This window comes from Streptomyces sp. L500, from assembly GCF_054551825.1.
On record NZ_JBTOLC010000043.1, the window covers coordinates 1 to 26,868 of the forward strand.

17 protein-coding genes and 1 pseudogene are annotated in these 26,868 nt (G+C 70.9%); 7 read left to right on the forward strand and 11 right to left on the reverse strand.

Annotated elements, in window-relative coordinates; genetic code table 11:
• On the reverse strand, positions 1–762 hold a 762-nt coding region (locus ACX9I7_RS27145), incomplete at its 3' end, for a M23 family metallopeptidase (protein ID WP_459388807.1).
• A 985-nt stretch (positions 763–1,747) separates the two neighbouring features.
• Positions 1,748–2,413 (reverse strand): TetR/AcrR family transcriptional regulator, encoded by a 666-nt coding sequence (locus ACX9I7_RS27150; protein ID WP_387570496.1) that lies wholly within the window; start codon positions 2,411–2,413, stop codon positions 1,748–1,750.
• 117 nt (positions 2,414–2,530) lie between these two features.
• Between ACX9I7_RS27150 and ACX9I7_RS27155 the strand changes: the two genes are divergently transcribed.
• Both ACX9I7_RS27155 and ACX9I7_RS27160 read left to right on the forward strand, forming a co-directional pair.
• Positions 2,531–3,952 (forward strand): MFS transporter, encoded by a 1,422-nt coding sequence (locus ACX9I7_RS27155; protein ID WP_459388808.1) that lies wholly within the window; start codon positions 2,531–2,533, stop codon positions 3,950–3,952.
• A 40-nt stretch (positions 3,953–3,992) separates the two neighbouring features.
• A complete protein-coding gene (locus ACX9I7_RS27160) occupies positions 3,993–4,832 on the forward strand; it encodes an NAD(P)H-binding protein (protein WP_459388809.1) in 840 nt (279 codons plus the stop codon).
• Positions 4,833–5,216: 384 nt separating this feature from the next.
• Here the strand turns inward: ACX9I7_RS27160 and ACX9I7_RS27165 are convergent, their stop codons facing one another.
• A complete protein-coding gene (locus ACX9I7_RS27165; RefSeq protein WP_459388810.1) occupies positions 5,217–6,332 on the reverse strand; it encodes a hypothetical protein in 1,116 nt (371 codons plus the stop codon).
• A 268-nt stretch (positions 6,333–6,600) separates the two neighbouring features.
• Here ACX9I7_RS27165 and ACX9I7_RS27170 point away from each other — a divergent pair, with 268 nt between their 5' ends.
• Positions 6,601–7,257 (forward strand): hypothetical protein, encoded by a 657-nt coding sequence (locus ACX9I7_RS27170; RefSeq protein WP_387570506.1) that lies wholly within the window; start codon positions 6,601–6,603, stop codon positions 7,255–7,257.
• Between the two features lie 229 nt (positions 7,258–7,486).
• Here the strand turns inward: ACX9I7_RS27170 and ACX9I7_RS27175 are convergent, their stop codons facing one another.
• Positions 7,487–7,621: a YciI family protein gene (locus ACX9I7_RS27175; protein WP_459388811.1), complete on the reverse strand. Its 135-nt coding sequence runs from the start codon at positions 7,619–7,621 to the stop codon at positions 7,487–7,489.
• 17 nt (positions 7,622–7,638) lie between these two features.
• On the opposite strand from ACX9I7_RS27175, the pseudogene ACX9I7_RS27180 reads away from it, so the two are divergent.
• A pseudogene (locus ACX9I7_RS27180) lies at positions 7,639–8,058 on the forward strand (TetR-like C-terminal domain-containing protein); the annotation flags it as partial.
• A gap of 24 nt (positions 8,059–8,082) precedes the next feature.
• Here ACX9I7_RS27180 and ACX9I7_RS27185 read toward each other — a convergent pair.
• Positions 8,083–9,000, reverse strand: coding sequence for a DUF6891 domain-containing protein (locus tag ACX9I7_RS27185; protein WP_459388812.1), 918 nt, complete (start codon positions 8,998–9,000; stop codon positions 8,083–8,085).
• A 208-nt stretch (positions 9,001–9,208) separates the two neighbouring features.
• Between ACX9I7_RS27185 and ACX9I7_RS27190 the strand changes: the two genes are divergently transcribed.
• A complete protein-coding gene (locus tag ACX9I7_RS27190; RefSeq protein WP_459388813.1) occupies positions 9,209–10,468 on the forward strand; it encodes a Gfo/Idh/MocA family protein in 1,260 nt (419 codons plus the stop codon).
• 99 nt (positions 10,469–10,567) lie between these two features.
• Here the strand turns inward: ACX9I7_RS27190 and ACX9I7_RS27195 are convergent, their stop codons facing one another.
• From ACX9I7_RS27195 to ACX9I7_RS27215, 5 genes are all read right to left on the reverse strand, one after another.
• Positions 10,568–12,514: an APC family permease gene (locus ACX9I7_RS27195; protein WP_387570516.1), complete on the reverse strand. Its 1,947-nt coding sequence runs from the start codon at positions 12,512–12,514 to the stop codon at positions 10,568–10,570.
• A gap of 267 nt (positions 12,515–12,781) precedes the next feature.
• Positions 12,782–13,900 carry a glycosyltransferase gene (locus tag ACX9I7_RS27200; protein WP_459388814.1) on the reverse strand — a complete coding sequence of 373 codons (1,119 nt, stop codon included), beginning with the start codon at positions 13,898–13,900 and terminating at the stop codon, positions 12,782–12,784.
• A gap of 234 nt (positions 13,901–14,134) precedes the next feature.
• Positions 14,135–15,016: a methionyl-tRNA formyltransferase gene (locus ACX9I7_RS27205; protein ID WP_459388815.1), complete on the reverse strand. Its 882-nt coding sequence runs from the start codon at positions 15,014–15,016 to the stop codon at positions 14,135–14,137.
• Positions 15,013–15,222 carry an MbtH family protein gene (locus ACX9I7_RS27210; RefSeq protein ID WP_459388816.1) on the reverse strand — a complete coding sequence of 70 codons (210 nt, stop codon included), beginning with the start codon at positions 15,220–15,222 and terminating at the stop codon, positions 15,013–15,015. The genes ACX9I7_RS27205 and ACX9I7_RS27210 overlap by 4 nt, the downstream gene beginning before the upstream one ends.
• Positions 15,223–15,340: 118 nt before the next feature.
• Positions 15,341–21,802 carry an amino acid adenylation domain-containing protein gene (locus tag ACX9I7_RS27215; RefSeq protein WP_459388817.1) on the reverse strand — a complete coding sequence of 2,154 codons (6,462 nt, stop codon included), beginning with the start codon at positions 21,800–21,802 and terminating at the stop codon, positions 15,341–15,343.
• A 361-nt stretch (positions 21,803–22,163) separates the two neighbouring features.
• Between ACX9I7_RS27215 and ACX9I7_RS27220 the strand changes: the two genes are divergently transcribed.
• Entirely contained in the window at positions 22,164–23,684 is a 1,521-nt protein-coding gene (locus ACX9I7_RS27220) for an NHL repeat-containing protein (RefSeq protein ID WP_459388818.1), read from the forward strand.
• 26 nt (positions 23,685–23,710) lie between these two features.
• Positions 23,711–25,321, forward strand: coding sequence for an NHL repeat-containing protein (locus tag ACX9I7_RS27225; RefSeq protein WP_459388819.1), 1,611 nt, complete (start codon positions 23,711–23,713; stop codon positions 25,319–25,321).
• A gap of 232 nt (positions 25,322–25,553) precedes the next feature.
• Here the strand turns inward: ACX9I7_RS27225 and ACX9I7_RS27230 are convergent, their stop codons facing one another.
• On the reverse strand, positions 25,554–26,327 hold the full coding sequence (locus tag ACX9I7_RS27230) for a GNAT family N-acetyltransferase (protein WP_459388835.1): 774 nt from the start codon (positions 26,325–26,327) through the stop codon (positions 25,554–25,556).
• Between the last annotated feature and the right edge of the window lie 541 nt (positions 26,328–26,868).

The following is a 26,868-nucleotide window of genomic DNA, read 5'->3' on the forward strand; positions in this document are numbered from 1 at the left end:
CCCGTTCATCTTGAACAGATCCCCGTTGCTGGGGTTGGTGGCGAACAGACCCGCACCGCCCGCGTACAGCGTCCCCGCCGGTCCGCCGACTTTGTTCCACGCGGTGCCGTTGCCGGACCACTGGAACACACCGGAACGGTCCGGGGACTGGGCGAACAGGCTGCTGCCGGTGGACACACCACAGTTCGTGCTGGTCATGGTGATCGGGTTGTCGGGGTCCATGACCAACGGCCCCCGCCCCTGAAGGACGGGGTTGACGATGTGCTGGTTGTCGGCGTCCTGGTCGCTGTCGGGGTTATAGAGCTGCTCGTAGTGGAGGTGCGGCTTGCCTTCCGATCCGACGTCCCCCATGTAGCCGACCACGTCACCGCGCTTGACCCATGTGCCGGCCTTCGCCACGCCGGTCATGTGCATGTACGTGGTGAACCATCCGCCGCCGTGCCGGATCTCCAGCCCGCCCGGCGAGAAGTTCTCGTGCACGTAGCCGTCGGCCGAGGCCAGGACGGGGCTTCCCTCCCGCATGCCCTGCCGGTACATGTCGATCTTCTTGTCGTCCGGGTTGTGACCCCGGTAGGTCTTCAGCTCGATCACGCTGTCACAGGGGAAGGGAAGTTGGAAGTCCGGCCGGTCGGCCACCCCCTTCGCTTGGGGAGCCGGGGCGGAGGCCGGGGCAGCGGCCGAGGCGGGCGTGGGTGTTGGTGTGAACGGTGCGAGCAGCAGCGCCGCCGCCGCTGCCAGGAGGCCGACCCGTGTGATTCTCATGCATCTCCTTGGAATGGGATGGACCCTAAAAGCCGCGACGAACCGGCCGAAAGGGGATGAAGGTGTGGCTGGATTGCGTCCCCGGAGGGGGCGGTGGCCCTGCGCCGGTACCGAATATTGGCTCCGCCAACACCGGATAGAAGTTCCTGCTGGGAACGGCATCTGCGTGAACTCGCCCGTCCCGACGCCCTCGCCCTCACCGGGCGCTCGCTGATTGTGCCCCCGAACCAGGCCCCGCAAGGCCGGCTATCGATCGAACCAGCGATCCAGAGCAGTCGCCGGGGACACCGGGCGGAAGGCCGGGCAGTCATCAACGCATGCCCAGACCCGGAGAATTACTTGCTCACAGGACTGGGGAATGGCCTGACGGTCGACAGTCTCGATGTTCACCTCTCGATCACCCCGGTGGCCTCCAGATCACGCTGACGGGCAGTCGCCAAAACGCTCCCAAGGGCCGGCCAACGCAGCTCGTGGCGCATCCCATATCGCCGTCCTGGTACCGGCCTTCACTCTGGCAGCGCGGACTGAAATTCCAGTGAAATCGGGGCCCGGCCAGCCGGCCCCGGCCTTTACGACGGTAGCCAGGGCCGGATGCCAGGCCACGCGTGGCTCTTGGCCGACTTCCAGGACGGCCGAGACGCGGTCCAGGACCGTGGTTTCGGTGCCTTCCACGAACGAGGGCCGACGGCGGCCGCAACGCTATGGCCTGCCGAGGGGCGAGCCGTGATCGTTCTGTAGCTACAGCAGGCATGTTGAACGAGGCCGGGCTCAGCCGATAGGCACGTCCGCCGCGCCGACCTCACGTAACCGGGTGCGAAGAAGCATGAAGGGGCCCTTGTCGCCGGACTCGAGTCGGGCGACAAGGGCCCCTTCATGTGCGAGGAAGGTGCCTCGGGGCGCGTGGTCGGCGAGCCGGAGGGTTGGCTGCCTGTGTGTTGCTCGCGGTAGAGGTCCGTCCGCCTGGGCCCGGCCGGCCGGGGTACAGCTAACGGGCGGGAGTGTGGAGGATCCCGTTGATGAGGACGTTCAGGCCCCAGGTGTCGCGGTCGCCGGGGGAGAACAGTGCCTGGCGCAGCGAGGTGATCATCGGGTAGCGGTCGGTGGAAAGGGAGGCGTAGTGGCGGTCGGCCGCGCTGATGGTGGCCTCCTCCTCGGATCCTCTGGCGTCGTAGGCGCTCTGTTCGGTGGCGGCCGCAGCGATGTGGAGCCAGAAGAGGTCGACGGCCCAGGCGGCGGTGGTGTCGTCGAGGCCGGCCTGTTTGAGGAGGGCGAGCATGCGGTCGAGGACGAGCAGGGCGTTGTCGCTGGTGGGGATGGCACCGAGGGCGACCGCGGCCAGGCCCTCGTGGCGACTCATGGCCTCGATGGCGGCGGTGGCCAGGGCCTGGAGCTGTTCCCGCCAGGTGCCCTGTGAGGTCAGCGGGACCTGGGTGAGGGCTTCGTCGAGCATGGCGGCCATGAGGTCGTCGCGGTTGGCGACGTAGACGTAGAGCGAGGCCGGGCCGGTGTCGAGTTCTTTGGCGACGCGGCGCATGGTCAGGGCGTCCAGGCCGTCGCGGTCGAGGATCTCCAGCCCCGTGCGCACGATGATGTCGCGGCTGAGGGGAGCCTTGGCGGGGCGCGTGCGGCGGCTGATCGGCTGCGTGCTCATGGGGCAAGCCTAGCCCCCGGGCGAACGCTGTTTGACACGAACGATGTTCGTTACCTACCGTCGAGGCGAACGTTGTTCGTGACGAACGCGATTCGTCTCATGTCTGGAAGTCACCTCATGACCAGCACCACCGCCCTGCCCGCCGAGGCGGGCAGGCCCGTCCCCTCCCGGCGATGGGCCGTTCTCGCCGTGATCCTGGCGGCCGAGGTCCTCGATCTGATCGACGCCACGATCACCAACCTCGCCGCCCCGACCATCACCGCTTCCCTCCACGGCGGGCCGTCCCTCGTCCAGTGGCTCGGCGCCTCCTACGCCCTCGCGCTCGGCGTGCTCCTGGTCGTAGGCGGCCGCCTCGGCGACAAGTACGGACGCCGCCGGATCTTCCTGACGGGCCTGGCCGGGTTCACCGCGGCCTCCGTCGCATGTGGCCTGGCCACCGTTCCGGCCATGCTGATCGCCGCCCGCCTGGTGCAGGGGGCCTTCGGCGCCCTGCTGATCCCGCAGGGCTTCGGCATCCTCGGCGCCGTCTTCCCGCGCGACCAGATCGGCAAGGCGTTCAGCGCCTTCGGCCCGGTCCTGGGCCTGTCCGCGGTCGGCGGGCCGATCCTGGCCGCCACCTTGATCGACACCGACCCCTTCGGGCTCGGCTGGCGTTCCATGTTCCTGATCAACATCGTGCTCGGCGGCGCGGCTCTCCTGGCCGCCCACCGCCTCCTGCCCCGCGACACCGGCGACCGCACCGTCGCGATCGACATCCCCGGCTCACTGCTGCTGGCGGGAGCGATGTCCGGCCTGCTGTACGGGCTGATCCACGGCTCCGCGAACGGCTGGCATCCGACGGCCTGGGCCGCCCTCGCCACCGGAGCGGTGTTCTTCGTCCTCTTCGCCCACCGCCAGACCACCGCCGCGAATCCGCTGATCCAGCCCTCGCTGTTCCGCAACCGCGGTTTCGTCTCGGGGCTGGTCCTGGGCATCGCCTTCTTCGCCGCCGTCGCCGGGCTGCTGTACGTGGTCTCGCTGTTCCTCCAGGACGGCCTGGGCTACTCGCCCCTGCGCACCGCGCTGACCGGCAGCGTGCCCATGGCCGCCGGCATCGTCATCGCCTCGATCGCCTGCTACCGGCTCATCGGGAAGCTCGGCCGCACCCTCGTCCTGATCGGCCTGCTCACCACCTTCGCCGGCACGCTCGGCCTCTGGGCCGCCGTCCACGCCACCGGCACCGCCACCGGCCCTACCGTCATCGTCCCCGCCGCCCTGGTCATCGGGCTCGGCATGGGCACCTGCTTCGGCACCGTCTACGACATCACCCTCGGCGACGTCACCCCCACCCAAGCCGGCTCGGGCTCGGGCTCGCTGGCCGCAGTGCAGCAACTCGCCAATGCCCTCGGCGCGGCGGCCGTCACCACCGTCTACCTCCGCACCCCCACTCGCCCCGCCCACGCCATGACCGCCAGCCTCCTGATCGTGGCCGCCATCATCCTCGGCTGCTGCGCCCTGGTCCGCCTGCTTCCGCGTGCGGCCCAGCCCCAACACCACTGACTTCTCACCACCACCTGACCAGCGGAAAGAACCAAACACCATGATTCTGATCACTGGAGGCCGCGGCGCGGTCGCCACCCACCTGACCACCCTGCTCCACCACGACGGCCTACCGGTCCGGCTCGGCTCCGCCCGCCCCGAGGGCCTCACCCCGCTCGCGGGCGTCCCCACCGTCCGCCTCGACCTCACCGACCCGGCGACCTTCCGCACGGCTCTGACCGGCATCACCACCGTCTTCCTCTACGCTTCCCCCGACCGCATCAACGACTTCATCGACCACGCCCGCCAGGCCGGAATCACCCACGTCGTGCTGCTGTCCTCCTCCAGCGTGCTCGGCCCCGCCCCCGACAACGACCCGCTCGCCAAATCCCACCTCGACGTGGAGCGGGCCCTGCTCGCCTCGTCGATCACCACCACGATCCTGCGGCCCGGCTCCTTCGCCTCCAACGCCGGTGGCTGGGCCTGGGCCATCAAGGCCGGACGGCCCGTCAGCCTTCCCTTCCCCGGCGCCCACAACGACCCCATCCACGAGAAGGACGTCGCCGGAGCCGCCCACGCCGTCCTCACCGACCCCCGCCGCCACGGCGGCCAGTTCACCCTTACCGGCCCGGAGTCGCTGACCTTCGCCCAGCAGATCGACCAACTCGCCGCCGTCACAGGCCAACCCGTCGCGATCAACCACGTCACCCGCGAGGAATGGAAGCAGGAGGTGGCCGACTACCTGTCCGCCACCTACGCCGACGCCCTGCTGAACTGGTGGGAATCCCACGACGGCAAGCCCGCCACCCTCACCCCCACTGTCGAGGAACTCACCGGCCACCCCGCCCGCCCCTTCACCACCTGGGCCACTGAACACATCACCGACTTCACCACCTGCTGAGTCCACAGGCGAAGAACCGTACGCGGCCCATCAGCCCCCCCACTGCGACGGCTCGCCGCAGTGAGCGGACCCGGGAGCGGGGAGAAGCCCAGCGTGCGGGCTTGCGTGGCGACGGCATCGAAGTCCGCGGTGGGGGGGGGAACGCGACTGTCCGGCGGGTGAGCGGGGCGCCGGCCAGGACCGCGGCCACGGCCCCGGGATCGACCGGCCGTTCGTAGTAGCCCTCGGCGAACTTCACGTACGCTCCCGGACTGCCGTCAACGAGGAGGTCGAACGGCCATTCGGCACCGTCGGACTCGCCGGCACCGAACGCGACAGATCCGCACCGCCACCCGTCGGCACCTGTCTCGTACCACGCGCACACACCGCCGCTTCGGCGGGTGGCTAGAAGAGGCCGGCCGACCTGTGCTGCGGGAGGTTTTCGAGGATGTCGCGCAGCCATGGGCTGCTGCGAACGGCTGGTAGCCGGGTCAAAGTGTGCTGGAACGTTCTTGAGTCGGCCTGGAACAGGTACGCGGGGCGTGGTGGGAGCGGGTCGTCACGCAGGACGTCGCGGGGTATGCCGCCCGATGAGGGATTGGGCAAGTGCGGCGGGGCGGAGGCCATCCAGGCCCATACCCCTAGTGGCAGTGGCACCAGGTGTCCCGGTGCAGCAGGGTCGGCGGGGGGCCAGGTCCGGCCTGTCCGCGGATGTACTGGCACCAGGAGGATGTCCGCGTCCGCTTCGGGGGCGAGCCGTCCTGGACCGGCCAGGACGGCGCGTCGTGGCGGCGGCCCTGCGGGCAGCAGCGTGTTGAGGGCGCGTTGGAAGACCTCCGCGATCAGACCGTCCGGGACCGTCACCGGCCGCCCTTCGGAGGCCGCCAGCAGGTGGGCGAGCGCCTGCCCGGCCGCCGCCTCCCATTGCGGACTCCATGACCAGTAGTGACTCGACCCAAGCCTTGATGTCCCTCTGGTGATGATCGGCTCGAACGGGGGTGAGGTCTTCCCCTCCTCGATCAGCTCGTCCCAGGAGAGCGGAACCGCGTGGGCACCACCCACCGGCACGCGGCGCACAGCGTCCGGGAAGAGCCACACCGCCTGCCAGAGCGAGCAGTCGTCGATCCTGCTCGCCACGGCCAGGCCGCAGGCCAGGCAGGCCATGTTGGGGCCGTCGCTCCCGTCGAGGCCGCAGCAGCCGCCGCTGCCACTCTTCTCAGGAATGAGGCGGGTGCCCCGGACATCTCCGGGTGCCACCACGATCGTGCCGGACGCGCCGTCGGACAGGGCGTGGACCGGCGCGTAGACGCCACGTGCCTCCGCCTCGGCCGGGTCGATCTCGTCCCACAGCCGCCACGGCGGCCCCCACGGGTCCGGGTCCACGGCGAACGTCCCCGACTCCATGAGCACGGGCAACTGGGCCCCGTTCCCGTAACTCTGATGGGCGTGGCACGGCAGGGCGACCTGGGACATCGGGGTGGTCAGCTCGGCCTCACACCTCGCACAGACGAAAACGAACAAAGGCCCTCCACACGGAAAATACGCATCGTCGCACCTCGGTGGCAGCCGGCCAACGTGTTTTCTCGCCCGTCGCGGGTCCGCAGCGCCGACACCGCGGGCTCATTCCACGCGGCAGGGCCGACGGACCCGTCGCGCGGGAGCCCCGACCCGACAATGCCAGTGGACGGTGCTTTCCCGGCCGACGACGCGGCTCTGCCCCGGGACGGCCCCGGTGTGTCAGTGCCACGGTCTACGCTCCCCATCACCTACGAGTTCTGGGGAAGACCGGATGTCCTACGACGATGACGAGTACGAGTACCTGCCCGCGCTGAGCGCGGCCCTGGCAGATCCGTCCGAGGAGGTGCGGATCGTCGACGGCTGGCGGATCGAGCGGCTCGGCCTGATCCAGGGGGCCGCCGCCCACGGCACGATCTACGACCCGCTGGGGCCGGAGGGCGGGGGCTTCCCGATGCGGCCCGGCGGCACGCCGGTCTACCTTGTCTCCCGCGAGGACGCCCCCGGGGTGCCGGTGGCGGTGCTGGTGCACCCCGGCGAAACCGTCCCGGTCCGGACGCAGGAGTGGGGCGACCGCGTGGCGACCCCGTCCGGCCTGGCCGTGGTGCACGCGAACCCCAGCAGTACCTGGATCGAGCCGGGCACCGGGATACTCAAGCGCGCCTGGGCCACCCTGCACGCGCGCGCCGCCGGGGGCGACGACTGGATGCTGGAGAACCTCCGCGAGATGCTCCAGCGCGCCTCGGTGGACCCGGCCGACTGGCCGGTGGAACCGGTCGAGGGGGACTTCACCAACGACTGGCTGATGATCCCGGACGAGGCCGGCACTGGCACCGTGCTGGGCGTCCTGGTCAGCCCGGACGGCTCCAACACGACCGAGTGCCTGGACGCCGAGGGCGACACGGTCGCGATCCTGCTCACATTCGACTAGCTGCTGGCGCTTTGTCGGGTCGGGGCTGGTTCCATCGGCCCCGAGGACCTGGCCCACATCTGGCCGTACCTGGCCGAGCGCATCCGCCGTTTCGGCGGATGTTCCACCCACGGACTCGGCCTCGTGCCGGAGGCGTACGACCCGAACCCCGGCCATCGACTTCAACCCGCCGCGCGGCGACGCCCCGCGCCCCCCCCTTCGCGCCACCGGAGGAAGTTCCCGACCTCCTTCAGGCGGATTCGAGGATCGGGCGGATCTCGATCGTCTCCGGGGTGGGCAGGCTCTTGGCAAGTTCGGCGGCTTCCTCGCGGTCGGCCACGTCGACGATGAACCAGCCGCCGAGGGTCTCCTCGTCGGCATGCACGGGCCCATCGGTCACCGCTGATCGACGCCGCCGGCGAGATCGACTGGCAGCCGCCGGACACCGGCTCCCTGCGCGGCGATCTGACGGCCCTCAACGAGGAGATCCGGGAGTCCCTCGTCGTACAGCCGTCGTTCGCCGTCGCCCTGATGGCCGCCTCTTTCCACTCCGAACAGGCCGCGCGGGCCCAGACGCGGCTGTGGGAGGACCGGTACGCCCAGTGCGGGATCCTCGTCGAGCGCGCCGTCGAGCGCGGCGAACTCCCCACGCGGCACACGGACGCGCGGAGTCTGCTGATCGCCGCCACCGCACCGCTCTACCACCAGTTGGTGCTGCTGCGTGCCGCTCCGGACCCGCAACTCCCGGCATGGGCCGCGGAGACGGCGGCCCTGGCCGCTGCCGCGGGCGCCTTCTCCGTCCGCCGGGAAGAGAGCGCGTGACCGAGGAGGCGGGAAGCGAACCTCCTAGCCGATCAGACGCCGGCGCCAGTCCAGGGGAGTGACGGTGATGGCACGGGCGGGGTCATGATCCCACTCGACGGCCAGGCCGGCTGCCTCCAGGGCGGCCACGGCTTCGCGGCCGATGGACGCGGTGGTCCCGGGCGATCCGTCGAAGCCGCCGTAGAGGAGCGTCAGTCCGTGACCGGCTGCGGCGGAGTCCGTGCACTGGGTGTGGAAATAGACGAACCCGCGGGCATCGGGCTCACCTTCGAGCCCGATCTCGGACTGGCCGCAGCTGCGACAGCAGGTGAAGTTCTCGCGGGCGGTGATGCCGGCTTCCTGCAGGGCGGTGAACGCGCGGGTGAGCCGTTCGGGATCGGTCTCGCCCTGCCATTCGGCCTGCTCCGCGACACGCTCCAGCCACATTCGGTCGGCCAGCGCCACGGCCTGCTCGCGCGAGACGGGCCGGCGATCCTCGGTGGCCGGGTACTCCTCGGCGAGCTCGGCCAGTTCGGCGCGTGAGCAGTAGCCGCCGACCAGCACTTCGCGGACGCGCTTCTCCAGCTCTTCGCGCTCGTCCTCGTCGAGGTCGAGCGGCGGAACCTCGCGGGTGTGGCCCATGTCCAGCGGCGACCAAACCAGTCCGGCGTCCCAGCCGGGCTTCCGGCGGGCCCAGCCGACCAGCGCGGCGGCCACGTCCTCGGGGGTGTCGGCCATTGCCTGGAAGTGCCGGTCGGCAGCACCCTCGCGGTGCTCCAGCGTGTAGTCACCGCCGGCCTTGTGCCACACCTGGGCGAAGACATCAGGGAGGTCGGGTATCCGCTGGACCACGAGGTAACGGTCACCGTCACCGCCGATGCGCCGCACCAGCCCGGCCAGTTCCTCCGCGGTCACGCGCACGTGCCGCTCCCAGTTCTCCGTCTCCACCACGATCTCGAGCATGCCTGGACTCTGACACACCCCACTGACAACAGGCCCTTCGGCCGGCCGGGACCCACGCTGCTCCGGCAGCGCAATTCCTACACGCTGGACGAGGCGGTTGCCTTGAGCTGGCGGAGCCTACGGGGGCTGTAAGCAGGCCACCGGGCTGGAGCGCCGGAACCGCTGAAAGCCCCTTCCATGGCGCATGGGACTCATTAGGGTTTGCGTCATGCCACCTGTCTCTCTCCTCGTCATCGGTGCCGGCGACCGAGGCACCGGATACGCCAAGTGGGCCCTTGAGCATCCTGATCGGGCGGCCGTCGTCGGTGTGGCCGAACCACGAACCGTGCGGCGCGCCCGGCTCGTCGAAGCGCACGGCATCGTGCCGGGGAACGCGGTTTCGGACTGGAAGGAGCTCGCCGCTCGCGGCAGGATCGCCGACGCCGTGCTGATCTGCACGCTCGACCGCACGCATGTCGAGCCCACCGAGGCATTCGCCGCCCTCGGGTACCACATCCTGCTGGAAAAGCCGATGGCGCTGGACGAGGACTCCTGCCGACGGGTGGTGACCGCGGTGGAGAAGGCCGGCGTGATGCTCGCCGTGGGTCATGTCCTGCGCTACACCCCTTATACGCAGGCGCTCAAGGCCGTCGTCGACTCCGGACGGATCGGCGACATCGTCAGCATCCAGCACTTGGAGCCCGTCGGCTTCTGGCACCAGGCCCACTCGTTCGTCCGTGGTAACTGGCGGAACACCGACGGGGCCACGTCCATGCTGATGGCCAAGTCGTGTCACGACCTGGACTGGCTGCAGTACATCGTGGGGCAGTCGCCGAAGCGGCTCTCCAGCTTCGGCCGGCTCTCGCACTTCACCCCGGCCAACCGGCCCGCCGGGGCGGCCGACCGGTGCGTCGACTGCCCGGTCGAGGCCGACTGCCCCTACTCGGCCGCGCGCTTCTACGGCGGCATGCTCGAACGGGGCGAACACCGCTGGCCACTCGGCGTCGTCGTCGACGACTTCACCCCGCGAGCACTCGAGCGGGCCCTGCGCACGGGGCCCTACGGCCGGTGCGTGTACGCCTGCGACAACGACGTGGTCGACCACCAGGTCGTCGCGATGGAGTTTCCCGGCGGAGCCACCGCCACCTTCACCATGACCGCGTTCAACGAGGCCGCCGACCGCAAAACCCGGATCTTCGGCACCCGAGGCGAGCTGTACGGCGACGGCAAGACCATACGGATCCACGACTTCCTCACCCGTGGCGAAGAGGACGTCACCCCTCTTCGACTGGGCGAGATGACGGCGGCAGGCGGCCACGGCGGTGGGGACGCGGGACTCATGGACGCCTTCGTCGAGGCCGTGGCGACGGGAGACGCCACGCGGATCAAGTCGGGCCCGCGTGACTCCCTCGCCAGCCACATGGCGGTCCTCGCGGCCGAGCGGGCACGACTCAACGGCACCGTCGAAACGGTCCCGGACCCGCGCTGAACACCGATGCTGCCCGCCGCCACGGCCCCAGGCCGAGGAGATCGTCCGGGCCCGCGCGCCGTGCCCGCTGTGGTTCCGGCCGGTGCGGTGGAGGGCTGGTCAGCCGACGTGGACGCGGGGGCGGCGGTCGCGGGCCGGTTCGGCCTCGCGCAGGATCTCGCGGGTGACCGGAGCGACCTCGCCCTGGCCGAAGAGGAAGAAGCGGACGAAGTTGGTGAAGGGGTTGCCCTCGGTCCACTCGAAGAAGACGTGGGGGCGGGTGCCGGTGAGGTCGCGGGAGTGGAGGAGGAAGGCCGCGAGGGCGTTGGGGACGGAGGAGCTCTCCATCGTGAGGACGCGGTAGCGGCCGTGCATGATCTCGCCGCGTACCGTCAGGCCGGCCTCGAACTCGGAGGGGTCGGTGACCGTGACCTCGACGAAGACGAAGTCCTCGGTGGTGGGGATGTCGTTGTCGGCCCGGATCTGTTCGATCTTCTCGCGGTACTCGGCGGCGTCGCGCTCGTCGGGTTCGTTGGCTATGAAGCGCGGCGTGCGCTGGGAGATGTCGCGAACGAACCGCTCGGCCATCTCGTCGAGCTCCACATGCGTGACACGGAGCTCGAAGGCGCGGCCGAGGCGGGAGAGGAGCGAGACGAGGAGGATGCCGGCGGTGAAGCAGGCACCGATCTTCACGCCGTCCGGGCGCTCGATCACGTTGAGGACGGTGGTGTAGAGGAAGACGGCCGAGATGACGCCGAAGCCGATGGTCCAGCCGCGCTGGCCGGCCTTGCGGGCGGCGATGGTGACGGCGATGGCGGCGGAGCAGATGAGGACGAGGACACCGGTGGCGTAGGCGCCGCCCTGGGCGTCGACGTCGGCGTCGAAGAGCCAGGTGACGAGGAAGGCGACGAGGGTGAAGACGATCACCATGGGCCGCACGGCGCGGGCCCAGTGCGGGGCCATGCCGTACTTGGGCAGGTAGCGCGGCATCAGGTTGAGCAGACCGGCCATGGCGGAGGCACCCGCGAACCACAGGATGAGGATGGTCGAGACGTCGTAGACCGTGCCGAAGGCGTTGCCCAGGTACTCGTGCGCCAGGTAGGCGAGCGCGCGGCCGCTGGCGTTGCCGCCGGGCTCGAACTCCTTGTGCGGGATGAGCACGGTGGTGATGAAGCTGGTCATGATCAGGAAGGCGCTCATGATGACCGCGGCGGTCGTGAGCAGCTTCTTGGTGTCGCGGATCCGCCCGGCGGGCCGGTCCTCCGTGTCGTCCGGGGCGCCCTTGACGTGCGGCATCACGGCAACGCCGGTCTCGAAGCCGGACAGGCCGAGCGCCAGCTTCGGGAAGACGATCAGGGCGACGCCGATCATGACGAAGACGTTGCCGTGCTCGGCGGTGAGGGCGGCGGTCCAGTCGGTGACGACGTGACCTTCGGTGAGGACGTGCCACAGGCCGGTGACCACGACCACCGCGTTGAGCGCGAGGTAGACCGAGACCAGGACGACGGCGACGCCGATCGCCTCCAGGAAGCCCTTGAGGAACACCGCGCCGAGCAGCGCGATGAGGATCAGGGTGATCAGTACCTGCTTGTCGTGCAGGGCCCCTTGCAGATTGGGGTTCTCCACCAGGTGGGTGGAGGCGTCCGCGGCCGACAGCGTGATCGTGATCAGGAAGTCGGTCGCGGCGAAGCCCAGCAGTGTGAGGACGAACAGCTTGCCCTTCCAGAAGGACAGCAGCCGCGAGAGCATCGCGATCGAACCCTCGCCGTGCGGGCTCTCCTCGGCCACGCGCCGGTAGACGGGCAGCGCGCCGGCCAGGGTCACGATCACGAGCACGATCGTCGCGACGGGGGAGAGGAGACCGGCGGCCAGGGCGGCGATGCCCGGCTGGTAGCCGAGCGTCGAGAAATAGTCGACTCCGGTCAGGCACATCACCCGCCACCAGGGCTGGCCCTTGTGCTCGGGGGCCGGCGCGGCCTGGGACGGACGGCCCTTGCCCATGTCGGAGAGCCCCTCCAGCATCCACCCCCGCAGACGACTCGTGCGCGTGTCGGTCGGGGTGGCCATGTGGTGCTCCTGGTGCTCTGCTGGGGGGTGGAAATTCGGCCATCGGATGGACAGCCGAGCCAGCGTAAGCAATGGATTCCTGGCCCTGCCCAGGACGGGCGTCAGGAAAGCGTCAAGATCTTGCGCGCCGGGCATAGTCGGCCCGCGCCCGGCCCAGCTGGCTCGGCGGCCGGTCCGGGCGCATACGACCGACTCCCGACCGGCTCCGCACTGGGCTCCCCGTGAGCGGATGCCGATCGTATGAAGGTCGCGATGCGGCGGTAGGAATCAGACGCTGTCCCGGAGTTCCCTGATGTCGAGCGGTGGCAGCTGTGACAGCTCCGCGTCGGCGGCGATCATGGCGTCGCGGTAGTGGGAGTCGGCGAGGACGGCCGTCACGGCATCGGAGATCTCGCCGGGCCTCGCCGTGAGGTCCAGCGCGCGGCCGAGGCCGCGCCGGGCGAACGCGCCGGCGTTGTCGGGCTGGTCGGCGAGTACGCCCATGCCCAGGACGGGCGTGGTGCCCTGCACCGCGTCGAGCAGGGACGCCCGGCCCGCGTGCGTCACGAACAGGTCCACGTGGCGCAGCAGCGCGGGCTGCCGGACGTGCTCGACGACCTCGATGCGGGGGACCTCGATGCGGGGGTCCGTGCTCGGCAGGTCCTGCGCTAGGTCTCCCGCGGACACGATCGCGTCGCAGCCGATTCCGGAAAGCGCGGCCATGATCTCCCGGTACACACTTTCCACCACAGCACGGAGACTGGGCATCGCGGTGGTCAAGGTGCCCAGGCTCACGTAGACGAGCGGGCGGCAGGAGGCGGAGCGGTCGAGCCGCTCGGGGAGGACGGTCCGGAATTCCGCGACCGTGCGCCGGACCGCGCGTGCGGCGGGCGGGGGCGTCCGGTAGAACCACGGAACCGGTGCGGGGGTGAGCATCGCGGGCAGTAAAGGGGTGTCCTGGCCGTGCTGTTTGTAGAGGGACGTCAACGCGGGCGCGATGTCGGTGTCCCAGAGATCCAGGAGTACCGGGCCGAGACCGTTGTCCGCCGCGAACACGGGCAGATCCAGGACCTTCGCCGCAAGGTGCGCACCGAGATCGCTGCACTCGGCGATCACCAGATCAGGCCGTTCCCGCCTCCACATGGTGATCAGGTCATGGGCCTTCGCCGCGGCCTGATCCGGCCAGACCTCACCGAAGACATAGCGGTTGAAAGGTGAGTTTCCGGACTCCTTCCAGATCTCACCCGCCGTCTGCTGGACGGCGGGATCGCACGTCCAGTCCGTTCCCGCCCTATGGAACTCCACCCCTCGCCGCCGGGCCTCGCGGCGGAACATACGGGGGGCGTAAAGGGCGACGTCGTGGCCCTGCTCGAGGGCCGGGACGGTGACGTAATCGAGCGCGGACACATGCGAAGGTATCGGCTCAGCGGTGACGGCTATCCGTAAGGCCACAAAGACTCCAAGGGAGGCGCTGACGTCGGCTGCGCCGATCTGATCACGGCGCACTTGTCGGACCGTTTCGTGTCGTAAAGGACACGGGCCTTCTCCTTGAACGCGGTGCGGGCCGGACGAGTGCCGGAAGTGCTCGTGGCGCGACCTCGGCGGCTCGGGGACGTCCCCGACGTTCCCGAGCCACCTGGTTCAGCCGAGGGGGTCGGCGGCCAGCACCCACAGGTCGCCGGTGCCGCAGGCGATCCTGCGTCCGGTGCCTGTCGGGGGCCGGTCCAAGGTGGTGCGGCGCAGGCGCCAGCGTGTTCCGTCGATCACCGCGACCGGCCCCTCGCGCCGGGGGTGGTGGCCGGCGATGTTCCACGCCCTCACCTGGGTGTGGATGTGGGCGGCCGGGGCGGACCAGTCGACCGTGGCGTAGTCCTCCCCGAAGAAGCCGGCCCAGCCGCCGGCCTCCGCCGTCTGCGGCTCGCCGGCCTCTTCGCGGGCCAGTCGCCCGAGGACGTGCGGCAGCATCGCCGCAGCGGCCTTGAGGACGAGTGTGTTGACGCCGGTGAAGGACCACACCGAGGGGTCCAGTGGGATCCGTGTGCGGGCCAGCACGGCCCCGGTGTCCAGTTCGGCGTCCATCCGGTGCCAGGTCACGCCGATCTCGCGTTCTCCGTTGCGCACGGCCCAGCCGACCGGGTTCGGGCCCCGGTAGGCGGGCAGGTCGGAGGGGTGGCAGTTGACCGTCCCCAGCCGGGGGGCGGTCACCGCGGCGGCGGGCAGTCTCCTCGGGTAGCCGTAGCTCACCGCCGCGTCGGGGCAGTAGGCGCGCAGCAGTTCACCGACCCGCTCCGGTGCGGAGGGGATCGCCAGATCCACACCGGGTGGGAGATCGTGTTCGCCGAGTACGTGCCCGGGCCAGTCGGGCGGGCGCCGGAAGCCGATCACCACCGGCACCTGGTGCCCGAGCGCCTGGAGTGCCTCGACGAGGGGCGGCGCCGTCTGCGGCAGTGCCGCCACGACGGCGACCCTCAGGGGAGGGGTGTCCGGCGTGGTTCCGGCGTGTGTCGTCGCGAGGGCGGTCATCGGCCGGCCTCGGCGGTACGCAGTGTGCCCGGCCGACGGTCGGTCCACGTGGCGTCGATCCAGGCCAGGCAGGTGGCGCGGTCGGCGCGGGGGTGGGCCTCGTGCCATCCGGCGGGGACGGTGACATGGGCGGGCCACAGGCTGTACTGGTCCTCGTCGTTGACGAGGACGACGAAGACGCCGTCGGGGTCGTCGAAGGGGTTCATGGGCTTTCCTCGGATGGTGGAGGGAACGCGGGACGGCCGGGTGCGAAACGTTCGGCGGCAGGCCGGTGGTTCGGGCGAAGGCCGGGCCCCCGGCGCGTCGGCCGGCCGGGGACCCCGCTCAGGTCCTGGTGGTCGCGGACACGGGGACGGCGCCGTCCGGGGCCTCGCCGGGTGCCGGCGCGAGGAGCGCGGCCAGGGCGGCGGGGGTCGCGCGCCGCATGACCTGGGCGAGGGTGGCCGTCGGGTTCAGTCGCTCGCGCAGCCGCTGGAGCAGCCGGGCGGCGAGCAGGGAGTGCCCGCCGAGGGCGAAGAAATCGTCGTCCGCGCCGACTCGGTCCAGGCCCAGCACCTCGGCGAACGCGTCGGTTACCACGCGTTCGGCGGGTGTGCGCGGCTCGCGCGTCGCGGTCGGGCGGCGTGGTGGCTCGGGCAGGGCGTGGCGGTCGAGCTTGCCGTTGACGGTCAGCGGCATCCGGTCGAGCATCACGATCCGGGATGGCAGCATGAAGTCCGGCAGGACACGGGCGAGTTCCTGGCGCAGCGCGGTGCCGTCCAGGGGCGTCGCGGCGGTGGTGGCACCTACCGCGTAGCCGGTCAGTTCCTTGCCGCCGCGTCCGTCCGGGCGGGCCACCACGGCTGCCTGGACCACGCCGGGCAGGGCCGCCAGGGCGGCGCGTACCTCGTCCGGCTCGATCCGGTGACCGCGGATCTTCACCTGGTCGTCGTTGCGGCCGATGAACTCGAGATCGCCGTCCGGGAGCCGGCGGGCCAGGTCGCCGGTGCGGTACATCCGTGAGCCGGGCGGGCCGTAGGGGTCGGCGACGAACCGCGCGGAGGTCAGCCCGGGACGGCCCAGGTAGCCGCGGGCCAGTTGGTCTCCCGCCAGGTAGAGCTCCCCGGCCAGTCCGTCGGGGACCGGCCGCAGCCCCACGTCGAGCAGCAGCACCCGGGTGCCGGGCACGGGGCGGCCGATGCCGGGCCGGGCGGGCCAGTCGGCAGGCTCGCCGGGGATCTCGCCCGCGGTCACCACGTGGGTCTCGGCCGGGCCGTAGTGGTTGTGCAGGCGCTTGCCGCCCTTGGCGCACAGCGCGCGCAGCCGGGGACCGACCACGAGCGCCTCGCCGGCCTGCACGAGGTGGCGCAGGTCGGGCAGCGGTTCCCGCTCGCCGTCGGCGAATTCGCACAGGGCGGCCAGGACGGGGGTGGGGGCGAACAGTTCGGTCACCTTGTGGGCGCGCAGCCACGCGGTCCACGCGGCGGCGTCGGCGCGGGTGTCCGCGTCGGGTACGGCCAGGGTGCGCCCGCTACACAGGGCGGTGAGGACTTCCTGGGTGGCGACGTCGAACGCCATGGAGGTGAACTGGGCCGTCACGGCGCCCGGCTCGGCGGGCATGCGCCGTTCGTGCCAGTCCACCAGCCGGTCCAGGGCGGCGCCGGGCATGACCACCGCCTTGGGCATGCCTTGTGTTCCGGAGGTGTGCACGACGTACGCGGGGTGACCGGGAAGGCGCGGCGGCCGGGCCCGGGCGGGGCCGGCCGGGGGAGCAGCGGCCAGGTGGTGCGGTTCCAGCAGCATGCGGGGCGTCCGGTCCGGGACGAGCGCCAGGGCGTCGGCGAACTCGGCCTGCCACAGCAGCAGCGCGGGGCGGCCTTCGGCCGCCAGTCGCGCCACCCGCCGGGCGGGGTGGCGGGGGTCGAGCCACAGGTAGGCGGCACCGGCCTTGAGGACCGCCAGCATGGCCGCGACCGCCTCCCGTCCGCGGCGCAGGCACAGGGCTACTACGTCCTCGGGCCCCACGCCTCGTCCGGCGAGTTCCTCGGCCAGCCGTTCGGAGGACAGGTCGAGGCCCTGGTAGTCGAGGGCGCCGGCGGTGTCCACGACGGCTGTTCGCTCCGGGGTGGAACGTACGTGTGCCGCGAACCGCTCCAGCACGGGCGTGGCCGCCGGCTCCCGGGCCGGCTCCGCGAGTGGGGTCTCGGCTTCCGCGCGCACGGCGCCGATGGGCCGCGCGCAGGGCGCGGTCAGGTCCGCTGCCAGGGCGTCGAGCGCTTCCACCAGGCGGGTGCCGATCTCGCGGGCGCCGTTCTCGGTCAGCCGCCCGGGCTGGTACTGGACGCGTACGGTGATCCGCTCGCCTGGCGAGAGGAGCAGGCACAGTGGGTAGTGGGTGCCGTTCTCCACCCGGCTGGCGGTGACCCGCACCTCTGGGCCCCACTGGGTGGCGAAGGCGTCGGTGTAGGTCTCCAGCACGGCGACGGTGTCGAACAGCTCGCGCAGTCCCGTGGAGCGGGTGATCTCGGCCAGGCCGAGGTGCTGGTGCGGCATCATCGCCATCCGTTGCTCCTGCAGGGCCGCCAGCAGTTCGCTCCGGTCGCCGTGGGCGGCGGTGTCCACCCGTACCGGCACCGCGTTGTTCATCAGGCCGACCATGGACTCGACCCCGGGTAGGTGGGGCGGGCGGTCGGCCACCACGGTGCCGAAGACCACGTCGGTGCGGCCGGTCAGCTGCGCCAGCACCAGCCCCCACGCCCCCAGGATCAGGGTGTTGAGCGACAGGGCCCGCTCGCGGGCCCGGGCCCGCAGCGCGGCCGTGCGCCCGGCCGGCAACTCCAGCAGCACCGTGCGGGGACGGCCGGGTTCCTCGGAACCCGGAAAGGTCAGCAGCGTCGGCTCGTCCAGGCCGGCCAGCAGCTCCTGCCACTTCTTACCGGCCAGCTCGGTGTCCTGTGCGGCGACGTGGCGCAGATAGGCGAGCGCTGACGGTCGCGGGACGGGACGCGGTGCCGCGCCGGACGCGGCCGAGCCGTAGAGCTCGGCCAGGTCGGCCAGGGCGACCTGCATCGACCAGCCGTCCATGAGGATGTGGTGGTAGCTCAGCAACAACCGGGAGCGTGCCGGGCCCAGGAGCAGCAGCACCGCCCGCAGCAGCGGGGGCGAGGCCAGGTCGAACGGCTCGTCCCGGTCCCGGCGGGCTTCCTCCTCCGCGGCCGGCTCACGCTCGTGGCCCGGTAGGTGGGACAGGCCGGCCTCCCGCAGCGGGACCTCCACCACGCCGGGCACGGTCTGCACCGCCTGCCCCCGGCAGTTCCACCGGAAGCCGGCCCGCAGCGCCGGGTGCCGGGCGGTGAGGGCGGCCAGCGCCGCGCGCAGTACCGCCGCGTCCACCGGCCCTTCCAGGTCCACCACCGTCTGGACGTGGTACGGGTCGGGTGCGCCGTCCGCCCGGTGGGCGTGGTAGAGCAGCCCCTCCTGCAGCGGTGAGCACGGCCACTGTTCCTCTTGGCGCTGCGCGGGCAGAGCCGGCCGCCCGGCCCGATCGCCCCGGTCGGTGGCCGAGGCGCGAGCGAACGCGGCCAGCACCTCCCCCCACTCCCGTGCCAGGCCCGCCACGTCCCCGGCGCCGAGCAGTCGGGCCGACCAGCGCCAGACGGCCGTGAGCAGGGGCTCGCCCGAGCGTTCGTCGATGACCGCGTTGACCTCCAGCGGGTGCGACAGCGGCTGTCGCGGGGCCCGGTGGATACCGAGTACGGGCGCCTCCGCGGCGTACGGCCACGGGCTGTGGCCCGGCGCGCCGTAGCGGCCCAGGTAGTTGAAGAGCAGCGGCCGGGCCGGGGCCGAGGCGAGGAGCCCGGCGGCCTGCGGGTGGAGGTGGCGCAGCAAGCCGTAGGAGGAAGGATCCGCGGGCAGTTCCCGCCACTGCCGGCTGATCGCTCGTACGGCCTCGGCCAGTGCCGCTTCCTCCTCGCGGGGGTCGGACGCGGTGCGGGCCGCCCGCTCGGGGCATTCCAGCCGGAGGGGGAACAGACAGGTGAACCAGCCGACCGTGCCGGAGACGTCGCCGACCGTGCCGGAGACATCGCCGACCGTGCCGGAGAAGTCGTCGGCCGGGTCGGTGGCGTCGCCGGCCGCTTCGGTGGCGTGGCGGCCGTGCCCCTCGGTGTCCAGCACCAGGGTGCGTGAGCCGCCGCGCCGGGCCGAGGCCACGGCCAGCGCGGTCAGCAGCAGCTCTTGCGTGGTGGCACCGAAGTACGCCGGGGCGCGGGTCAGCAGCGCCCGTCCGACCTCGGGCGGCAGCACCGACTCCAGCGTCCGCGAGGTGGCGATGGTGTCCAACGCGGCGTTCAGCGGCTCGCCGGTGGGCCAGGGCGCGGGCGCCGGGAGGCTCGCGGCCCGCCAGTGCGGCAGCGTCGCCAGCACCTGCGGGCTCGCGGCACGCGCGTTGTGCCGCCGCACCCATTGCCGGTAGGCGGTGCTCGCTCCCCAGGCACCGAGCGCCCGAGGGTCCTCGACGGCCCTGGCCAGGTCCGGCAGGAGCACCTGCCACGACACACCGTCGATCACCAGGTGATGCACCGCCAGCAGCAGCCGCCCGGGCCGCCCCGGCCCCCGGTCCCACCAGACCGCGCGCAGCAGATGCCCGGAGGGCGGGTCCAACGACCGCATGACGCGCAGGACTTCCGTTCGCACCTCGGCCGCCGAAGGGGCATCGGGCAGTTCCCGCAGGTCCACCGTGTCCAGCAGTCGGGCCGCGTCCACCTCGCCCGGCGCCGGCACCTCGGGCTGCCATACGGCCTCCGTGGACGGGTCGGGCAGCCGGGTACGCAGGGCGTCGTGCCGGTCGAGCACCGTCTGCAGGCCGGCGACCAACTGCTGTCGTTCCAGTCCGGGCGGTGTCTCCACCAGCGCCGACTGGACGAACTCGTCCGTTCCCTCGCCCTGTTCCCGCAGCCACAACGCGATCGGCGGCAGCTCCAGCCGCCCGGTGGCCGACAGGTGCAGCAGATCCGCCGACGGGGCCGACGCCTGAGCGGCGGCGGCCAGGGCACCGGGGGTACGCAGGCGGAACACGTCCTGCGAGCTGATCGCCACGTTCTCCCCGCGCACCCGGCTGACCAGCCGCATCGCGACGATACTGTCTCCGCCGAGGACGAAGAAGTCGTCCTCGGTGCCGACCGCCGCCAAGCCCAGCAGCTCCGCGAACGCCGTGCACAGCGCCTTCTCGGCGGCCGTGCGCGGCACACCCGCTCCGGCGCGTACGGCCGCGGGAGCGGGCAGCGCCGCCCGGTCCACCTTGCCGTTCACCGTCAGCGGGAGCGCGTCGAGCAGCACCACCACCGAGGGCACCATGTACTCGGGCAGCACCCGGGCCAGCTCCGCGCGCAGTTCCTCCGCGGTGACGGCGCGGCCGGCTTCGGGGACCGCGTACCCGGCCAGCCGCCCGTCCCGGACCACCACCGCGGCCCGCGCCACCCCGGGCAGCGCGGCCAGCGCGGCGCGCACCTCGCCCGGCTCGACGCGGTGCCCCCGGATCTTGACCTGGTCGTCGTCGCGCCGCAGGTACTCCAGCGCCCCGCCCGGCCCTCTGACGGCGAGGTCGCCGGTGCGGTACATACGGGCACCGGCCGGGCCGTGGGGGTCGGCGACGAAGCGCTCGGCGGTCCTCGCGGGCCGGTTCAGGTACCCGAGCGCGACCTGTTCGCCCGCGACGTACACCTCGCCGGGCTCGCCGTCGGCGACCTCGGCCAGGTCCGGGCCGAGCAGCCGCACCTCCACCCCGGGCAGACCGGTACCGATCGGTACCCGGCCACCGGGCAGCGGTTCACCGGGCGCCAGCAGGTGGCGGGTGGTGAACGTGGTGCATTCGGTCGGTCCGTAGACATGGCCGAGCACCACCTGCGGGCAGGCGGCGCGGACCAGGGCGAAGGCCCGCGGGTCGGCCGCTTCGCCGCCGGTGAGCACCGTGTGCAGCCCGCGCAGCGTGCCCGGGGCGTCCACGGCGATCTGGCCGAACCAAGCGGTGGTGAGGAAGACTCCGGTGACGCCGTGGGCGGCGACCAGCCCGGCCAGCCGGTGGGCGTCCACCCGGTCCTCGTCGGGAACGACCACGGTGCCGCCCCGAGTCAGCGGCACCCACAGGTCGTAGCTCAGGGCGTCGAAACCCAGGGCGGACACCAGCGCCGTGACGCGGTGGCCGGGGCCGTCCCAGCACGGATCCGCCGCGAAGCGCCCGAGGTTGCGATGGGTGACCTGGACTCCCTTCGGTTGCCCGGTCGAGCCCGAGGTGTAGAACACGCAGGCGACCCTGTCGTCTTCACCATCCGGGCCGGCCACGAGCAGGGGCGCCCCGGCCGCTTCGGGCAGGGCCGCCACCGTGACGGGCGCCGGGCCGTGAACGCGATCCTCCCCGGCGGGCTCACCGGACGGGACGACCACCGCCGTGCAACCGGCGTCGGCCTCGACGGCCGCCAGCCGTTCGGCGGGGGTACGCGGGTCGAGCACCACGGCGGCCGCACCGGTCTCGAAGACCGCCAGTAGCGAGGCCACCAGCCGCGCCGAACGGGGCAGCCGCAACGCGACCGCCCGCCCCGGGCCCGCCCCCGCCTCACGCAGCCGGGCCGCGATCACGGTCGCCCAGCAGGACAACTCACGGTACGACCAACGCCGACCGGACTCCTCCACCAGGGCGGTCGCGCCCGGTTGTCGCAGCGCGACAGCCGCGAAGGCCCGATGCACCGGTACGGCGTCGACGAGCTCACGTGCGGTTCCTGCCCGCTTCTCTGCGGTCGCTGAGATGATCACGGAGCCATCCAAGCCACACGGAACGGGCCGCCTTCGCGGCGATTCACTCGCGCGGCGTAGTTCCATCGCCCGAACGGATGAACAGTTCATCCCCGTCGGGCGTGGGGCGCGACATCGTCACCGAGTGGCTGCCGGTCGAGACGAGCCGTTCACTGTGGTGGTGCAGCTGCACCCAGGGGCCTTGCGTACCCGGAGCCGCACTCTGACACGGCATTCACGGCCGCACGTTCCATGGCTGTGCCGCACAGAGGGCCGGAAAGGCGCAGGGGAATCATTTCGCCACCATTGCATGCCAGTTACCTGAGAAATACTTGAAAAGGTACTTTACATCGCTTGTTCAAGCCAATCTTCCGGCGGTCGCTTGCCCGGTATCGATGTCGGCTCGATAGCATCCGATGCCGATCGATTTCGGCCGGAAGGCACTTCGCTCTCGGGTGGCACATCGAAGGAGTGGTCCGGAATGCAGGATGCTGGCGCACCAGAAGAATACCCTCTCCTCAACGGCACCGTTACTCCGCACTCCGTCGCGGTCGGACCGGACGGATACCTCTGGGTGACGACCCACAATCAGACGCTCGTCCAGGTGCATCCGACAAGTCTTGCCAATCAGCTTCCGGTCACCAACGACGTCCGCTGGCTCTCCGCCGGGATCATTCCGGACCCGTACCCGAACCGGCCGGACGGGAAGAAGGTCGTATGGTTCGCCTCGCCCGCGTATGAGCAGGACTACGACCCCGTCATCGAGTACGACATCGTCAACCACAAGCGACTCAACGAGTTCAAACTGGCCGATGACGCCAGGGCTCAGACCATCACATGGCTCCTGCTCAATACGGGCACCGAAGCGACTCCCGTGTGGGCCTACTGGATCATGTTCGCCGAGCCCGTGCACACTCTGGTCGGATACTGCGACCCGGCAGACGAGTCCGACACTCCCGGCACGTATCCGTTTCCGGACGCCCGGCAGAACCCGGTCTACGACACCTGGCTCTGGTCCGTGGCCGTCACCGCACCGAAGGAAGCGACATCACTCGAGGAGTGCGTCTATTGGGCGACGGGACAAGTCAGCACCACGGGAAACTTCGAGCGGAAAACCAACAGTCTGTTCAGGTACAACCCGGTCAAGGACAGTCAGCCCACGCCCATTTCACTCCCCGGAGGAAGCGGTCAGAAGCCGGTCCACGTCGTCGCCAGCCCCAAAGGTGACGCGGTATGGATAGGCGCCGAGAATCCGAACCAGATCTGCCGTTACGACACGGCCCTCCGCAGCTGGACGCAGCGGGATATCTCCGGAGGCGGGAGCCCTCGGCAAATGATGCTGGGCACGGACGGAAACCTCTGGGTGGCGTGCAGCAATGGGATCTCACGCTTCCGTACGGACAAGAGCATGACCGAGCTGCCGGGCCCGGCCCTGCCGAACGGCGGCGACGCCATGGGGCTGTGCGTGGACAAGCACGGAAAATGGGTCTGGTACACCAACCCGACCAACATGTCGATCGGGAAGTACCCGATTCCCGATGACCCCGAAGGCGCCCTCGGGAACACCAGGCTCGTGTCCCACCTGGTGACGGAGGCGGCGCCGGGACGGCGCACCGACATGCCGGGCGTGGTCCAGTACGTCAGCAACGGCCTCCCCATCCCGGGTGTGCCGCTCACCTGCCGTGTCGTCTCCGACAGCGGCACGACGTTCAGCGATGGAACGACGGAAACCCTCCTGACCACGGATGCCCTGGGCAGGGCCGCGCTGCCCGCGCTGCGGGCCGGCCGGGAGGAGGGCCGGGTGGTGCTGGAAGTCGGCCATGGGGACTCGGAGTCTCCCACCACGATCTCCCTCCGCGTGCGGCCCGAGCCGGGCAAGGGCGCCGAAGCGAACGAGTCGTGACCTCTCCGGAGAAGGTGAGCCCAGTGATGCCATCGACAGCAGGCGACGAACCCACCGGTCCTCGCTATCCCCTGACCGGCTCCGCCAAGCCCGTTTCCCTCACCTGGAACCCGCACGACCAGCAGTTATGGTTCGTTACCGGGGATGCCCAGTTCGGCCGTTTCGCGACCGAAACACCCCATGAGAACAAGGTTTTCCCCTCGCCGGACCCGGGCAGGAGCGCGGAGGTTCTCGTGGCCTGGAAACAGGCTGTCTGGACATACGCGCTCGCATCGGACCGGGGCTGCGTGGTCAAGTGCACGCTCACCCGCGACGGTGACGGCCGCTACGACAACTGCGGGAGGGGCACGGCGGCGGCATGCCCTGCCATGACGATCGGCTCCGACGCGACAGGTGCCGAAAGGATCGTCGCGACGCTCTCGGGCATGTCTTCGCTGACGTTCATCGACGCGGACGGCGACATCCAGACGTCCGACGCGTTTTCCCTGCCTGACGGGCCCAGCAGCCCATTACTGGGACTCGCCGTCGCGAAGAGGACGTCCCAGGAATACTGGCTGAGCTCGCCCGGCTCGGGCTGTGTGGTCCTTTTCGACGCCAGGAGCGGCGAGTTCTCCAAGAACCCCGTACGCCTCGACGGCACCGCGGCACCCGGACATCTCGCCATCACCGAGACCGCCCAGGAGCGGGTCCTGTGGGTGGCGACCGACGGCGCATACCTCATCAAGTACGACCTCGACCGCAAGTCCCAGCAGACGGTCCGCACCGACGCCGTTCCCGACCGGCTGTTCGCGATGCCGGACGGCTCGCTGTGGTTCACCATGCCCTCGGCCGATGCGGTGGACTGCGTTCTTCCGGGTGCCACGCACACAGCCGGCGGCATCGGCACCGGAAAGGGCTCGAAGCCGTCGGGGATCGCGACGGACACGAACTCCCAGCTCTGGGTCGGGCTCGAAGGAACCGCGGAGATGTTCCACATCTCGAAGTTCCGGCTCACCCCCAAGGCGGGGCAGGGGCAGGAGGCGGAGGCGGGCAGCTCGTTCAAACACCCCCTCCGGGTCCGGGCCGGCAAGCTCGACGGAACCCCAGTCGGAAAGGCGACCATCAAGTTCGTCCTCAAGGGTGATCAAGCGCGCTTCGCCGGGGGCGGGACGGTCGACATCAAGCCGGTCCAGGAAGCCGGCGACGACATGGGTGTCGCCGAGAGCGCGCCGCTGCGGGCGGAGAAGCCCGGGCAGGTGGACGCCTCGGCCGAGTGGCTGGAAGAAGACGTCTTCACGCCGTTCGAAGGGATCGTGGTCAAGGAAGCCGTCGGGTCACCCGATCACCTGGGGTATCGCTCGGGCGCGGGGCAACACGCCGCGACGGGTGAGAAGTTCGCCGCACCGCTCAGCGTCGTGGTGCGGGACGCGCACGGCGCGCCCGTGGGGGAAGCGAAGGTCTTCTTCAGGGTCATGGATGACGCCGCCTCCTTCGAGAACGGCTCCGATACCGCGGAGGCCACCAGCGGCGCGGACGGCGTGGCCGCCACCTCCCAGTGCCTCATCGCGGGCTCGACGGCCGGCAGGTTCAGGGTCCAGGCGTGGGCGGCGGGCGCCGAGGCGGGTGTGGTCTTCGGCGAGTACATCACCGACCACTGATACGTGCTGCCGTCCGGCTCGCGGGGTGGCGGGCCGTCAGGGTTCGAGGCCGAGGACCACAAGGCTCGGCACGCGGTCGAGTGCGGTATCGGCCGTCTCCGAAGGCGTTGCGCCGTGGCCACGGGGTATGACGGGTTCGCGGTCCGCTACGAGGCCACCGTCCTCGTAGCGGCCGTCGACGAGTGGCTGTGACCAGCACTGTCAGGAAAGACGGGACGAGGGCCGGCGGAGTTCAGGCGGTTCGGGGGTTGATGGCGTGTTCGGTGAATTGGCCACAGGAACGGAACCCCAGGCGGCGGTAGACGGGCTCGCCGTCGGCTGATGCCTGCAGGACCGCGATGCGGTGATCCCGGTCGCGGGCGAGGCGGAGTGCCGCGAGCGTGATGGCACCGCCGTAGCCACGTCGGCGGTGGGCGGCCAGGGTGGAGATGTTGTAGATGCCGACGACCCCCGCGTAATGGAACACTTCGGCCGAACAGACCGGACGGCTCCCCACGTAGCCGACCAGGTACCGGGCCGGGCAGTGCGCTGCCAGTGCCCGCGGGGCGGCCTGGGCGAAGAAGCGGCGGACGGTGTCGGCGGGCGGGTCCCAGTTCGCGGCGAGAACCGTGGCGTAGTCGGCAAGCTGTGCGGGCGTGGTCACCCTCTGGATGTCCAGTCCTCGGACGGTGGGCAGTGGCAGGGTGTCGTCCAGCTCGGCCCACATCGCCGTCTCGCGTTCGGACGCCGGCAGACCGGCCGCCGTCAGGCGGATGGTGAGATCCGGTGGTGTCGAGGCGGGCCCCACCCACCAGGAGAACCGGCGGCCGGTGCGGGCCAGCGTCCGAGCGGTCTCGGTAATACGTGCCGCAGCGTTGGTGGCGGTGAAGCGGGCCGCGGCAACGATGTTGAAAGTGTCGTCGTCCAGGCCGCTGTCGGCGACCAGGAGGTCACCGGTCTCTGTGACGGCCGCACCCGTCATGCTCCGATGCAGGTGACAGGCATGTTCCGCCAGATTCCGCTCCATCCTGTCCACCAAGTCGGCTTCATCGAGGGAATGATCATTCATGGGGGTCGATCCCAGCACGACCGGGCGAAGATCGCATGCGATTTCGGGTCTTCCGCCGACGGTGTCGCGCTGGCGACCAGCACATTCGATACTCGGCCCCAGGCGTATCCGACGGGTTGGATGAGCGGAATCGACGGCGCCGGGCGATCCTCAGTGGCGTACATGGCCCCCGAGGAGGCCATCGGGCGTTCTCGAAGCCCCTCGTCAACCGCGTCCTCGAACCCTGTGAAGTCGTACGCGAGGCCGCCCAAGGCCGCGGTCGCGGCGATGAGCCACGGCGCCTTACGGTGCTTCGGGCGAGGGGCGGGCGCTGGGATCACCGCAGCTATGGGAGCCGGAAAATGTGACTTAAGCCCTCGGACGGTCCAGCACCGCACGTCCCGATCGCCCGGATGATGCCGGCAAGCCGCATCAGGCGCCTGCACCAGAGAGACAGCCGCGCCGTCAGTGGGGACCGTGCTGCGTGAGCACGGTCGCGGAAGGCCTTGCGGCCGGTGTC